General features: G+C 64.4%; 13 protein-coding genes. 6 read left to right on the top strand and 7 right to left on the bottom strand.

The window, feature by feature from the left end:
* Nucleotides 1-129: 129 nt before the first annotated feature.
* The 4 genes from MJ8_RS18170 to MJ8_RS18185 are packed head-to-tail and all read left to right on the top strand — an operon-like array spanning nucleotide 130 to nucleotide 4,693.
* A complete protein-coding gene (locus MJ8_RS18170; RefSeq protein ID WP_201410196.1) occupies nucleotides 130-1,770 on the top strand; it encodes a N,N-dimethylformamidase beta subunit family domain-containing protein in 1,641 nt (546 codons plus the stop codon).
* A gap of 1 nt (nucleotide 1,771) precedes the next feature.
* Entirely contained in the window at nucleotides 1,772-3,154 is a 1,383-nt protein-coding gene (locus tag MJ8_RS18175; protein WP_201410197.1) for an aspartate aminotransferase family protein, read from the top strand.
* Between the two features lie 13 nt (nucleotides 3,155-3,167).
* Entirely contained in the window at nucleotides 3,168-3,662 is a 495-nt protein-coding gene (locus tag MJ8_RS18180; protein ID WP_201410198.1) for a GNAT family N-acetyltransferase, read from the top strand.
* A 2-nt stretch (nucleotides 3,663-3,664) separates the two neighbouring features.
* Nucleotides 3,665-4,693: a histone deacetylase family protein gene (locus tag MJ8_RS18185; protein WP_201410199.1), complete on the top strand. Its 1,029-nt coding sequence runs from the start codon at nucleotides 3,665-3,667 to the stop codon at nucleotides 4,691-4,693.
* On the opposite strand, the gene MJ8_RS18190 is transcribed toward MJ8_RS18185, so the two are convergent.
* From MJ8_RS18190 to MJ8_RS18200, 3 genes are all read right to left on the bottom strand, one after another.
* Nucleotides 4,690-5,955, bottom strand: a complete 1,266-nt coding sequence (locus MJ8_RS18190) for a cysteine desulfurase-like protein (protein ID WP_201415477.1) — start codon at nucleotides 5,953-5,955, stop codon at nucleotides 4,690-4,692. The genes MJ8_RS18185 and MJ8_RS18190 overlap by 4 nt on opposite strands.
* A 36-nt stretch (nucleotides 5,956-5,991) precedes the next feature.
* A complete protein-coding gene (locus MJ8_RS18195) occupies nucleotides 5,992-7,059 on the bottom strand; it encodes an aldo/keto reductase (RefSeq protein ID WP_201410200.1) in 1,068 nt (355 codons plus the stop codon).
* 119 nt (nucleotides 7,060-7,178) lie between these two features.
* Nucleotides 7,179-7,715: a hypothetical protein gene (locus MJ8_RS18200; protein WP_412177068.1), complete on the bottom strand. Its 537-nt coding sequence runs from the start codon at nucleotides 7,713-7,715 to the stop codon at nucleotides 7,179-7,181.
* Nucleotides 7,716-8,028: 313 nt separating this feature from the next.
* Between MJ8_RS18200 and MJ8_RS18205 the strand changes: the two genes are divergently transcribed.
* Nucleotides 8,029-8,193 carry a DUF1127 domain-containing protein gene (locus MJ8_RS18205; protein ID WP_096874857.1) on the top strand — a complete coding sequence of 55 codons (165 nt, stop codon included), beginning with the start codon at nucleotides 8,029-8,031 and terminating at the stop codon, nucleotides 8,191-8,193.
* Nucleotides 8,194-8,252: 59 nt separating this feature from the next.
* Here the strand turns inward: MJ8_RS18205 and MJ8_RS18210 are convergent, their stop codons facing one another.
* Nucleotides 8,253-8,759 carry a DUF1993 family protein gene (locus tag MJ8_RS18210; RefSeq protein WP_201410201.1) on the bottom strand — a complete coding sequence of 169 codons (507 nt, stop codon included), beginning with the start codon at nucleotides 8,757-8,759 and terminating at the stop codon, nucleotides 8,253-8,255.
* 142 nt (nucleotides 8,760-8,901) lie between these two features.
* Here MJ8_RS18210 and MJ8_RS18215 point away from each other — a divergent pair, with 142 nt between their 5' ends.
* On the top strand, nucleotides 8,902-9,951 hold the full coding sequence (locus MJ8_RS18215) for a DUF1176 domain-containing protein (RefSeq protein WP_201410202.1): 1,050 nt from the start codon (nucleotides 8,902-8,904) through the stop codon (nucleotides 9,949-9,951).
* 13 nt (nucleotides 9,952-9,964) lie between these two features.
* Here MJ8_RS18215 and MJ8_RS18220 read toward each other — a convergent pair whose 3' ends face one another.
* Genes MJ8_RS18220 through MJ8_RS18230 form a run of 3 tightly spaced genes read right to left on the bottom strand, consistent with a single transcriptional unit; the run spans nucleotide 9,965 to nucleotide 13,202 of the window.
* A complete protein-coding gene (locus MJ8_RS18220; protein WP_201410203.1) occupies nucleotides 9,965-10,852 on the bottom strand; it encodes an alpha/beta hydrolase in 888 nt (295 codons plus the stop codon).
* A gap of 32 nt (nucleotides 10,853-10,884) precedes the next feature.
* A complete protein-coding gene (locus MJ8_RS18225; protein WP_201410204.1) occupies nucleotides 10,885-12,501 on the bottom strand; it encodes an NTP transferase domain-containing protein in 1,617 nt (538 codons plus the stop codon).
* Nucleotides 12,498-13,202 carry an XdhC family protein gene (locus MJ8_RS18230; RefSeq protein ID WP_201410205.1) on the bottom strand — a complete coding sequence of 235 codons (705 nt, stop codon included), beginning with the start codon at nucleotides 13,200-13,202 and terminating at the stop codon, nucleotides 12,498-12,500. Before MJ8_RS18230 ends, MJ8_RS18225 begins: the two co-directional genes overlap by 4 nt.
* Between the last annotated feature and the right edge of the window lie 5 nt (nucleotides 13,203-13,207).

The following is a 13,207-nucleotide window of genomic DNA, read 5'->3' on the forward strand; positions in this document are numbered from 1 at the left end:
ATCGCCTCAAGCTGAGATAATCCGTTTGCCGGATATCGCCAAGCGCAAGCCCACGCTGGCCCGATGCTTTCCATTTGACGGTTGCCCAGCCGATGGTCTCAATGACGGCCTCGTGATCTCAGGTGTTCCTTGACGCAGCTGCCCACCGAATTCCCCGATTTCGGGCTGACGCTCGAGCAACGCCGCGAGGCGGTGCGCGGCCATTATTACGAATGGCCGGGCATGGACGGTGAGCGCGGCGAGATCTGGGGCTACAGCGACCGCTTTTCCTACCGACCTGGCGAAACGGTGACGCTGCATGTGAGCTCGACGATGCCGCAATTCAGCATCGCCATTGTTCGCGACGGCGCCACCGAAACCAAGATCCTCGAAAGGACCGGCTTGTCGGCGCGCTGGCAGGACACGCCAGATCAGTGTTCGGTCGAAGGCTGCGGCTGGGAGGCTTCCTTCGAATTCCGCGTCGGCGACGACTGGCCATCCGGCGCCTATCGCCTCACGCTTTCGGCCGAAAGCCGCGACGATGACCCGATCCGCAGCCATCACCTCTTCATCGTCGCCCCCCTGCCCGGCAAGAAACCCGGCCGCCTGCTGCAGGTCGCCGCGACCGGCACCTGGACCGCCTACAACACCTGGGGCGGCTCGAACCACTACCAAGGCATCACCGGCCCCAATCGCGATCAATACGCCACCACGGTGTCGACCCAGCGCCCCTGGTGCCGCGGCTTCGTCGTGCTGCCCAAGGATGCGCCGCGCGTGCCGCTCGAAGTTGCCGTGCCGCCGAAAACCGTGCCGCGCTATCCGCATATGGAATGGGCTTTTGCCACCGGGCATTCGAAGAAATACGCCTCGTCCGGATGGGCAAGCTATGACAGCCATTTCTTCCGCTTCGCCGAACGCGCCGGCTACCAGATCGATCTCGCCAGCCAGCACGAACTGCATTTCTCGCCCGAAATCCTCGACGGCTATGACTGCGTCGCCTTCGTCGGCCATGACGAGTACTGGACCTGGGAGATGCGCGACGCCGTCGACGCCTATGTCGAGCGCGGCGGCCATGCGGCGCGCTTCGCCGGCAATTTCATGTGGCAGACCAGGCTGGAGGACGAGGGCCGGCGCCAGGTCTGCTACAAATACAAGGCGCGCGCGGAAGACCCTGTCTATCGCGGCGGCGACGTCACCCGCGCCACCAATTCCTGGGAAGCGCCGGAGATCGGCCGTCCCGGCAGCGCCACCTTCGGCCTAAATGCGACGCGGGGCGTCTATGCCGGCTGGGGCGGCTGCGCACCGCGCGGCGTGCGCGGCTTCCCGGTCTACCGGCCCGAGCACTGGGCCTTTGCCGGCACCGGGATCTATTATGGCGACCTGCTCGGCGCCGACAGCCATGTCTATGGCTATGAGGTCGACGGGCTCGATTTCGAGATCCGTGGCGGCCTGCCCTACCCGACTGCAACCAGCGGCGCGCCGGATGGCTTGCAGGTGCTGGCGGTCGGCATGGCGAGCCAGGTCGAGGAAAGCGCCGACATTCCGATCGAGGACCAGTTCCTTACCGACGAGGACGGCCGCTTCACCGCCGAGACCTTGTTCGGCGAGGCCAGTGACGCCAACCTCGACAAGGTCAAGCGCGGCAACGGCATGATCGTCAATTTCCCGCGCGGCAAAGGCGAGGTGTTCCACGCCGGAAGCTGCGAATGGATCGCCGGCCTGCTAAGGCAGGACGCGATGGTCGAACGCGTGACCAAGAATGTTCTCGACCGCTATCTCGGAAAGTCCTGATATGCCAAAACTGGAAGTGCAGCCCTCGCCCGACGCCGAAGCGCGGCCGCCATCGCATCTGTTCTATCTTTCCAGCCTGCGCCGGCCGCTCGTCGACCGCGCCGAGGGCATCTATTTCTGGACGCAGGACGGCCGCCGCTTCATCGACGGCTCGAGCGGGCCGATGGTCGCCAATATCGGCCATTCCAACCGCAACGTGCTCGACGCCATGAAGCGGCAGATGGACAAAACCACCTTTGCCTACCGGCTGCATTTCGAGAACGAGCCGGCCGAGGAGTTCGCGCGGGAGCTCGCGGGCAAACTTCCCGAAGGCATGGACCGCATCTTCTTCGTCTCCGGCGGGTCCGAAGCGACCGAATCCTGCATCAAGCTCGCCAGGCAATGGGCGGTGGCCACCGGCCAGCCCAAGCGCTGGAAGGTGATCACCCGCTTCCCGTCCTATCATGGCGGCACGCTGGGCTCGCTCTCTATCACCGGCGACGACGCGCTCGCCGAAACCTTCACGCCGATGATGCGGGTGATGCCGACAGTGCCGGCGCCGACAGCCTGGCGCGACCGCGACAACCTTTCGATGGAACAGCGCGGCATCCGCTATGCCGACATGCTGGAGGAAAAGATCCAATCCGAGGGCCCGGAGAGCGTTCTGGCCTTCATCATGGAGCCGATCGGGGGCGCGGCAACGGCTGCGCTTGTCGCGCCCGACAGTTACTATCCGCGCATCCGCGAAATCTGCGACCGCTACGGCATCCTTTTGATCCATGACGAGGTGATGAGCGGCGCCGGCAGAACAGGCAAATTCCTCGGCGGCGATCACTGGAACTGCAGGCCGGACATCGTAGCACTTTCGAAGGGGCTGGGCTCGGGCTACGCGCCGCTCGGCGCCCTCGCCGCGCCGATGCGACTGGTCGAGCCGCTGCTTGCCTCGGGCGGCTTCCAGCACGGCCACACCTATGCCGGCAATCCGCTTGCCTGCGCCGCCGGCCTTGCCGTGCTCGGCGAAATGGACCGGCTCGATCTCATCGCCAACGCCGCCGCCATGGGCGACGTGCTGATGCTGGAGTTGAAGGGCTTGCAGAAGCGCTTCCCCTTCATCGCCGATGTGCGGGGCAAGGGCCTGCTCACCGGCGCCGAGATGGTCGCCGACCCCGAGACGCTGAAGCCCATCGATCCAGCCAGCAAGGCGACGCAGCGCCTGCTCGATCACGCCTATGCGCGCGGCCTGATCATCTATGGCCGCAAGGTCAAGGGCGGCGTCGACGGCGACAATTTCATGGTGGCGCCGCCAATGATCATCACCCGCGAGCAGATCTGCGAGATGATCTCCATCATCGGCGACTCCCTGGAGGCGCTGGCGCAGGAACTCGATCTGCCGGTGCAGGGGTGAGAAAGGTGTTTTGATGCCGGCACCGGTTACGCTCCGCCCCGGTCGCATCGAGGATGTCGAAGCCATTCACGCCGCGCTGCTGCGCCTCAGCACCCACATCGGCGCGCAGGAAGAGATCCAATCGACGCCCGACGACCTCCGTCGCTACGGCTTCGGCGAAAAGCCCGCCTTCTCGACCCTGATCGCCGAGATCGGCGGCGAATTCGCCGGTCTTTGCCTGCACTTTCCGATCTTCTCGACCTGGATGGGCCGGCCGGGTGTCTATGTGCAGGACCTTTACGTCGAGGATCGTTTTCGCGGGCGCCGGATCGGCGAAAAACTGCTGCGCCGCGTCGCGAAAGAGTGCCGCGCGGCGGGCGGCGCCTATCTGAGGCTCTCCGTCGATACCGACAACGAGACCGCCAAGGCCTTCTATGAGAGACTTGGCATCGGCTGGTCGAGTTACGAGCAGGTGCAGAAGATCGTCGGCGATGCCTTCTTTGCCTTTGCTGACACGCCGGAGGAGTGACGATGAAAGCCTTCTATGCCGAGGAGCAGAAACGCCATGACCCGAAGGCTTTCCTCTCCAGCGGGGCGCCGCAGCCTAATCCGGAAAAGCCGGAGCGGATCGAGAGATTATTAGCCGGCGCAAGATCGACCGGGTTGACGGTCGAACGTCCGAAAAATCATGGACTTGGACCGATCTCGGCGGTGCACACGCCCGAATATCTGGATTTCCTCCAGCACATTTTCATTCGCTGGCAGCGCATCGAAGGCGCTTCGGCAGAGGTGATCCCGAACATCCACCCGATCGCCCGCAACGGCTCCTATCCGGCCTCGGCTGTCGGCCAGGCCGGCTATCACATGGCCGACACCGCCTGCCCGATCTCGGCCGAGACCTGGAACAGCGCGCTGTGGAGCGCCTGGAGCGCGGTGGAAGCCGCTGAAGCGGTGATGGCCGGCGCGGCGTCGGCCTATGCGCTCTGCCGCCCGCCGGGCCATCACGCCTTCGCCGATGTCGCCGGCGGCTTCTGCTTCATCAACAATTCGGCGGTCGCGGCGCAGGTTCTGCGCAAGAATTCCGCCCGCGTCGCCATCCTCGATGTCGACCTGCACCACGGCAACGGTACGCAAGGTATCTTCTATGCCCGTCCCGACGTGCTCACCGTCTCGCTGCACGCCGACCCGGTGCGCTTCTACCCGTTCTTCTGGGGACATGCCGACGAGCGCGGCGAAGGCCCCGGCCTCGGCTACAATCTCAACCTGCCGCTGCCACGCAAATCCGGCGACGAGGCCTTCCTCGAAGCGCTGGCGGCGGCCTTCCAGCGCATCCGCGCCTTCGCGCCGGAAGCACTGGTCGTGGCGCTCGGCCTCGATGCTTTCGAGGGCGATCCATTCGGCGGCCTGTCGGTGACGACGCCCGGCTTCTCGCGCATCGGCGAAGCGATCGCCGGCCTCGGCCTGCCCACGATCATCGTCCAGGAAGGCGGCTATCTCTGCGACGCCCTCGGCGACAATCTCACCGCATTCCTCACCGGTTTCGGCGGCAAGAAAGACTAGCGCTGCTGCCGCAGCATCGCGATCACGCGATGCACGCTTCCCAGCGTTTCCTCGATCTCTTTCGCCGTGTTGTAATGCGCAATGCCGATGCGCACGACCCCTTGCTCGGCCGGTATGCCGAGCTGGTGGACGACCTCCCACGCATAATTGTGGCCTGACCAGACGAAGATGTTCTCGGCATTCATCTGCCGCACGATCGTTTCCGGCTCGATGCCTTCCACGGTGAAGGAAATCGTCGGCACCCGCTCGGCGAGGCGCTTCGGATCGGTAATGCCGTGAATGACCAGGCCCTCGATGTCGTACAACCCGTCGATCAGTTGCCGCGCCAGCACGTTCTCGTAGGCGATCGACACCTCGAACGCCCTGGCGATCCGCTGCCGCCGCGAGCCGCGCTCGCCGGCCGAAGCGCCGAGATCGGCGAAATAGTCGATTGCCGCCGTAAGCCCCGCCATCAGCTCGATCTGCGGCGTGCCGAGTTCGAACCGTTCGGGCAGGACGTTCGAAGAGCAGCGGCATTTGTACGGCTTGAGCGCGTCGATCACGTCGCGGCGGCCCCACAATATGCCCATATGCGGGCCGAAGAATTTGTAAGCCGAGCAGATCAGGAAATCGCAGCCGAGCTCCTGCACGTCGACCAGCCCGTGCGGCGCGAACTGCACGGCATCGACATAGACCAGCGCGCCGGCCTGCCTGGCGATCGCCGTCAGCGCCTTCACCCGGTTGATCGAGCCGGTGAGGTTGGAGGCATAGTTCAGCGCGACGAGGCGCGTCTTGTCCGAAAGCAGCGCCTTGAGCGCGGCCTCCTCCACCTGCCAGCTCCGCTCGTCGAACGGCAGGAAGCGCACGACAAGGCCGAGATCCTCGGCAAGCTGCAGCCAGGGTGAGACATTGCCTTCGTGGTCCATGCGCGTGACGATGATCTCGTCGCCAGGTTTCATCATGCGGCCGAGCGTGCGCGACATGTGATAGGTCAGCGTCGTCATGTTTGCGCCGATGACGATTTCCTCGATGCTCGATGCGTTCAGAAAATCGGCCATTGCCGCATGGGCGTCGTCGACCACTTTTTGGGCCGCGACCGTGGTCTCGAAGAACCCGCCCAGATTGGCGTTGGTCGAGAGCAGGCAGCGCGACACCGCGTCTGCCACCGTCAGCGGCACCTGCGTGCCGGCGGGATTGTCGAGATAGATGCGCCGGCGCCCGTCATCGGTCAGCGAAAGCGCCGGAAACCTGCCGCGCACGGCCTCGACCGGAAAATCTGCCATCATCTCCACCCCTTTTTGTTTTTCACCGATTCCCGCTTAAGGGCACGGATTGCCGACGCGCTGGTGGATGGCGTCGACCGCCTTCTGCATCTCCTCCGTCCAGGTGACGTCGGCAGAGGACAACGCCATCTCGAGCTGCGCTATCGTGGTTGCGCCGACGATGTTCGCGGTGACGAAGGGCCGGCTTGTCACATAGGCGTTCGCAAAAAGCGCCGGCTCCATGCCGAAGGAGCGCGCCAGCTCATTGTATTGAAGCAGCACTTCCGCCGCATTCGGCGTCTCGTAGCGCTGGCCGCGGTTGAACAGCTGCGAGCGCGAGCCCTGCGGCCGCGCGCCATGGTCGTATTTACCGGTCAGGTAGCCCTGCGCCAGCGGCGAATAGGGAAGGAACGCGATCTGCTCGCGCTCGCAAACCTCGGCGAGGTTCACCTCGAACGTGCGGTTGACGAGATTGTAGGCGTTCTGCAGCGAGGCGACGCGCGGACCAATGCCCTTCTCGGCTTCGAAGACGAAGCGCATGACACCCCAGGAGCTCTCGTTCGAGAGGCCGAGATGGCGGATCTTTCCCGCTTTCACCAATTCGTCGAAGACGGCGAGCGTTTCGGCAATCGGCGTCTCGTCTCCCGCACCGCCGGCCGCATCCGCACGCCGCGCCACGGCTCCGACGCGCGTCGGATTCGAGCCCCACGGAATGTCCCGGTCCGGCCAGTGGATCTGATAGAGGTCGATATAGTCCGTGCCGAGCTTGGCCAGCGATTTCTCGACGGCGTCGAAGATGTCGGCGCGCACCAGCTTCGACGGACGATCGCCGCGGAACCACGTGTTGGCGGTGCGGCCGACCACCTTCGAGGCGAGGATGACCTTGTCGCGATTGCGATTGGCCTTCATCCAGCTGCCGATGGTCTTCTCGGTGCGCCCTTGCGTCTCCGCCTTGGGCGGAATCGGGTAAAGCTCGGCCGTGTCGATGAAATTCACGCCGCGCGAGAACGCCAGATCCATCTGCGCATGGCCCTCGGCTTCGGTGTTCTGCTGACCCCAGGTCATTGAACCGAGGCAGATTTGCGAAACAAGAAGGTCGGTCCGACCGAGGCGGCGTTTATGCATGGGGTTTCTCCGGCGGGAGGTTGCGCGGACAGCGCAGAGAGGAAGTTCAAGCATGGAGCACAGGCCGGAGTTTCTCCAAGCCCCGCGGCCTCAGACTCTTAAGTGAATTCCGCGCGGAACTACCGCCTAGCCCCAGCCAAAGCCCGCCGCTTGGCCTCGTCGATCAGCATGTTGGCCACCTGCATACGGATCATGGCGCGCTGCCGCAGATGCGGCGCCACCCGGTCCGGGTGGTTGGCGAAAGCGAAATTGCGGCGGATGCGGCCGAAATCGGCATTCTTGGCCGGACGGTCGAGGCCGAGCTCGCCGGCGATCGCTTCGGGATCGATCGGCGGCAGCTTCTCCTCCGGCCGGTGTTCCTCGCCGGCAAGCGACAGTTTCGCCTGGTCGAGAAGTGCGGCGAACTCAGCCGCGAGGTCGTCGCCGGACTCGCGATATTCGGCGGCGACGCTCTCGCCGGCGACCTTGATGCGGCCCGAATGCAATTCATCGGCCACGGACAGATAGTCGAATGGAATAGACGGCCGGGCGCCCTCTTCCTCGCCTTTCTCCGAGGCGACGATCAGGTCGTCGAGCAACGAAGCGAAATCGAGCTTGTTCCCGGTGCCGATCTCAGCCTCCCTGTGGTGCCGGCATGCGTTGATGCCGCCGAACATAGGAGGCTCTCGTTAAAAATGAATGCTGGCGATGTTAACAATTGCCGGCTTTTGCGCCAGAGAAAGACCACCAGTGGAAAAGGCCGGACTGCATTTCGTGCAGCCCGGCAGGGGTCGCCAGGAGTGGCGAGGAAAAAGCCGGCCATGAGCCGGCACCGGTCAATACGGTCGAGCCCACCGGAAGTTTCACTAAAAATCGATTGTGGCGGAAAAAATTTCGTCCGGCATGGCAGCCATGCAATTGCTGCACTGCACAATTTTAACAAATCGCCTATATTGTGGTGTCGGGAGGACCAACAGGGGCAACTGAGTCATGGGGTTCTTCACTGAAATGTTCGCTCGGCCGAGACCGCAGGAACAGCAGCGTTACCGTGCGGCGCTCGCGCTTCTGAACGCGATGAGCAATGCCGATCGCGCCGATATCGGCATCAAACCTGCGGATTTTCCGCGCATCGCGCGCGAGATGTCGATCCGCTGAGATGCGCTGAACCAAAGAGGTTTCCCGGCATGCCGGGAAACCTCCAACCTGTTCATAACTCAGCGATTTCCGAGAAAAGTCTGCTTGCCGAGCGGCACGCCATTATGGCGCAGGATGTCGTAGGCCGTCGTGACGTGGAAGTAGAAATTCGGTGTCGCGACATGCAATAGGTATTGCAGGCCGGGGAGCGTGGTTTCGCGCCCGCCAAGCCTCAGTTCGACCGTCCTGTCTTCCGACCCTTCCAGATCGGCCGCCGTGAACGACGCCAGATGATCGAGCGTCTTGGCGATCCGGGCTTGCAGCTCGGCAAAGCTCGCTTCATTGTCCTCGTATCTCGGCACCTCCCGGCCGGCGAGCCGCGACGGCGCGCCCTTGGCGTGGTCGGTGGCGATCTGGACCTGCCTGGTCAGCGCGAACATGTCCGGCGCCAGCCGCGCGGCAAGGAACACCTGCGGATCGATCTTGCGCTCGCCGGCATTCTGCTCCGCCGCCGTCAACACGCTGGCCAGCGCCTTCAGCCTCGCGGAAAACACGCCGACCGAGATATCGTACATGGAAATGGTCACGGGCAATCTCCCCACACGGCCCCAGCGCCGCGGGTCGTGAGCTAGCGCTTCCCATCACGATTCTTCAAGCGGTCCTGCCTGTGGCGTCACCGCGCCGCCGCAATCCCCATGGTAGTATTTTCGTTACCGAGCGGAGGATTCGATGAAAAGAGCCGTTTTCGCAGCGACCGTGTTTTTCTCACTTGCCGGCTTCACGCAGTCCGCCCCCGCGGCGGATGCGCCTTACATCGATGACAGATCAAGCGCCGACGCCGTCATCCGCTCGCTCTACAGCGCCATCAACCGCCACGAATTTGCCCGCGCCTGGGGCTATTTCGGCGATACGAAGCCGGCAAAAGACTTCAACGCCTTCGTCAAGGGTTACGACGGCACCGACAGCGTTGAGGTCAAGACCGGCGCCATATCGAACGAAGGGGCGGCCGGCAGCATCTATTACAGCGTTCCGGTCGCCATCCGGGCGACCGACAAGAAGGGCGAGCCCAAGGTTTTTGCCGGCTGCTACACGGTCCGCCAGGTCAACGCGCAGATCCAGGAGCCGCCCTTCCAGCCGATCTTCATCGACAAGGGCGCGCTGAAGCCGTCGACCGAGGATTTCGACAGCGCCGTGCCGGCAAGCTGCGGCGACGGCCCACCACCGCCGAAGAAGGACGAGGCGCTGGAGCAGGCCAGGAAAGCCTTCCTCGCCACCTATGGCGACCAGTGCGACAAGGAGGATCCTGACGGCAAGCCGGTCGGCGAACCCGAGGCTCACTCCATCCACTACAAGGACAAGGACGCCCAGCCCAACGATCCCGAACGCGAGACGCGGCTGTTCCGCTTCTTCTGTTCGATGGCCGCCTATAACGAGACGGCGGTCTACTACATCGCCGATGACGTCAACGGCGTCTCACAGTTGCAGTTCACCGAGCCGGATCTCGACATCCGCTACGAGAACAACAACAGCGAAGGCAAGGTCGAGTCGATCCACATCATTGGTTTCAAGACCAGCGGCTGGGCGACCAACTCGGACTATGACGACAACACCAAGACCATCACCACATCGAACAAATGGCGTGGTGCGGGGGATGCATCGTCATCGGGAACCTATCTTTTCCGCAACGGCGATTTCTCGCTCGTCCAGTATGACGTCGATGCTTCCTATGACGGCGAGATCAATCCGCAGACGGTCATCGACTACAACACCGCCCCTTGACGCAGAACGTTGATCAGGGGGCTTTCGTCAGCATCCAGTTGAGCGTGCCGCGCCAGTCGACCATGCGAATGGGCGTGCCGTGCGTGCCTGTCTCGAAGCGGACGAACCGGGTCGGGTAAGACTTCTTGGCCAGGATCGAGCGGAAGAAGGCTTCCTGCTTCTCCACCGGGAAGACCACATCATGGCTGCCCTGCCCGAAAAACACCGGCACGCGGCGCTTGAAGGCGGGGCTGGTGAGAAAGCTGTCGTCCCAGAGCGAACCGAGCAGCAGCAGCCCATTGATGCGGCCGCCGGTGTCCTTGCGCGCGGCGAGCTTCCAGCAGATCATGCCGCCCATCGAGCCGCAGGCGACGAAGATCTTCGCACCCGGCGATTGTTGGGCATAGTGATCGATCAATGCCGCGACCTGCGCCGCGCCCTTGTCGCCGAAATCCGGGAAATCCGGCGAAAGATAGAGCCCGTTGTTGGCAGCCATCAGGTTCTTGATGCGGTTGAAATTGCCGCCGAACGTAAAATCGTCAACGCCCTGCTTTCGGCTGCCGCCTTGCCCGTGCAGGTAGAGCACGATTATGGAAGCGCCTTGCGTCCTGCCGACCGCGACATGCCTTATATCGCCGGCGTCGGTCTTCAGCATCAGGTCCTGCTGCACTTTGCGCACGCCCGGGTCGGTGTATTGCGCACGAACGCGCTTTTCCGGCACCTCGTCGCGCTGGTTGATATCGCGCATCTCGTGATAGTCGAGGACGGTATAGGCGCCATTGTCGCCAGTCGAGAGCGCTGCAGGATAGGCGAAGAGGTCGTCCTTGAACGGCTTCAGCGAAAGCGTCTGCGCCTCAGCGGCCGAAAGGGACAGCGCTGTTGCGGTGACCAGGGCGAAGAGACGTCGCAAGCGGAAAGACATGAGAGAGCCATGCGAAATTCGGCTCTGCTTTGTCAATCCTGCAGAACGCCGCCCGCACCTTCCAGCGCCTCGGTCGTGTCGACATCGATCGCGGCGCCCTGCCCGATTTCGACGTCGATGACGTCGAGGCCTTCGGCTTCGACCAGATGCCGCGCGCCGGTATCGCCCTCAAGCTGCGCGACGCCCGCGAAAAGCGATCGCGGCAAAAGCACCGGATTGCCGCGCTTGCCCTGATGCGAGGCGCGTACGACCGCGTGCCCGCCGGAACGGCGGAACGCATCGATCAGGCTGTCGAGGTCTTTCGATGAAACGCCGGGCATGTCGCCGAGCACGATCATGGCGCCTGCCGCATCGGGCCCGACCCTCGCGATGCCCGCCTTCAGCGACGATGCCAGACCATCGGCGAAGTCCGGATTGTCGGCGAGGCTCACGCCGAGGCCGGAGAGCGCGGAGCGCACGCGCTCGCGCTGGTGGCCGGTGACGACGATGGTGCTGGCAGCCTTCGAGCCCAGAGCCCGCCGGGCGGTGCGGCGCACCAGCGGCTCGCCGTCGAACAGCGCCAGAAGCTTGTTCGGTCCGCCCATGCGGCTCGAGCGGCCGGCGGCCAGAAGCACGATATCGACCTTCAGCGCCGCCCTTGCCGGCTGCGGGGCAGGCTCGCGCGGCTGCGGCCTTGTCGGGATTTCCATCAGAAGTCCGCCGACGCCCATGCCGGCAATATCGCCCGCCGTCACCTCCAGCCCGGCAATCAGGCGATCGAGCACCCAGTCGAAGCCGTTCTCCTTCGGGCTGCGCGCGCATCCGGGCGCGCCGACGACGCGCTTGCCGTCCAGCGTTCCGAGCACCAGCAGATTGCCGGGGTCGACCGGCATGCCGGCACGGACGACGGTACCTCCAGCACGTTCGATCGCGGCCGGCACGACATCGGCAAAATCGCTCATCGCCGAGGCGCCGAAGATCACCACCATGTCATTGTCGCGCGCCAGCTGGGTTGCGGCCGCGGCGACCGGCGCAATTTCATGCGGCGTGCGCCGCTCGGCCGTCAGCCGGCCGCCTGAGCGCGCCAACCGCGCCTCTGTGACGCGCAGCGTCTTGTCGAGCATGCTCGGCTTGACGCCCGGAAGCACCGTCTGGATGACGCCGACAGTGATGGGACGATAGGCGTTGACGGCAAATATCTCGCGGCCGGCGCAAATCTTAACCACGCTGTCCACCAGGCTTGCGGCAACGGCAAAGGGGATGATCTTCACCGTCGCCACCATCTGCCCCTTCTCGACCGGCGCATGCTGCGCCAGCGTCGCGATGGTGATGGCCGGATCGACGGCGTTGATGGCGTCGATCATTCCGGCATCGACGGTAAAGACGCCGGCAGCGCCTGCATGCAGGTTCACCCGCCCGGTTGCGGCAGGCTTCACCTCAACGTTGCGGTGGCTCATGGCGGCGGCGATCTTGGCGGCGGCGGCATCCTCGCCGAGATCGTCCTGATCGAGGACAGCCGCGACGACTTCGCCGACGCCAGCGGCCTTGAGCGCCGCTATATCCTCGCGGCTCAGCCGCTGCGCCTTGCGGAAGCGTTTTTCGCCGGCGGCGGTCGCATGCGCCAGCACCGCCCCTTCCGCCTCATCGATCGGAACCGGCCCGAATTTCACGCCACGGCGCCTTTTGCTTCGAGACCGCGCGAGCGGAAGGCATGAATGGTCTGCGCAAGCACCGCGACGGCGATCTCCGCCGGACTGGCCGCGCCGATGTCGAGACCGATCGGCGCGTGGATGCGGGCGATCTGGTCGGCGCCGGCACCGAGCGCCAGCAGGCGTTCGACACGCTTGGCGTGGGTCTTGCGGCTGCCGAGCGCCCCGACATAGAAGCACCGCGCGTCGAGCGCCGCCTTCAGCGCGAAATCGTCGATCTTCGGATCATGGGTGACGGCGGCAAGCGCGGTATAGCTGTCGAGCGGCGCGCGCTTCAGCACATCCTCCGGCCATTCGGCATGCAGCGCGACCTCCGGAAAGCGCTCCGGCGTGGCGAAAGCTGTGCGAGGGTCGATGATCTCGACCGGGTAGCCGGCGATCCTGGCCATCGGCGCCAGCGCCTGGCTGATATGCACCGCGCCGACCACCACGAGGCGCGGGCGCGGCAGATGCGCGTTGAGGAAGAAGGTCCGCCCTTCCGCCTCCACAGACCGCGAATTGCCGGTGCGGAACGCATTGGCGATCGCCGCCCCGAGATCGCCAGCGACATGGTCGCCCTCGCGCACGATGCGGTCTCGGCCGTCGCCGAGATCGGTGACAAGCACGGCCGCTCGACGGGCGCGGCGTTCCTCGTTCAATGTCTTGAGGACGTATGGATCCATGAATG

The organism is Mesorhizobium sp. J8 (genome assembly GCF_016591715.1).
Lineage (GTDB): Bacteria > Pseudomonadota > Alphaproteobacteria > Rhizobiales > Rhizobiaceae > Mesorhizobium.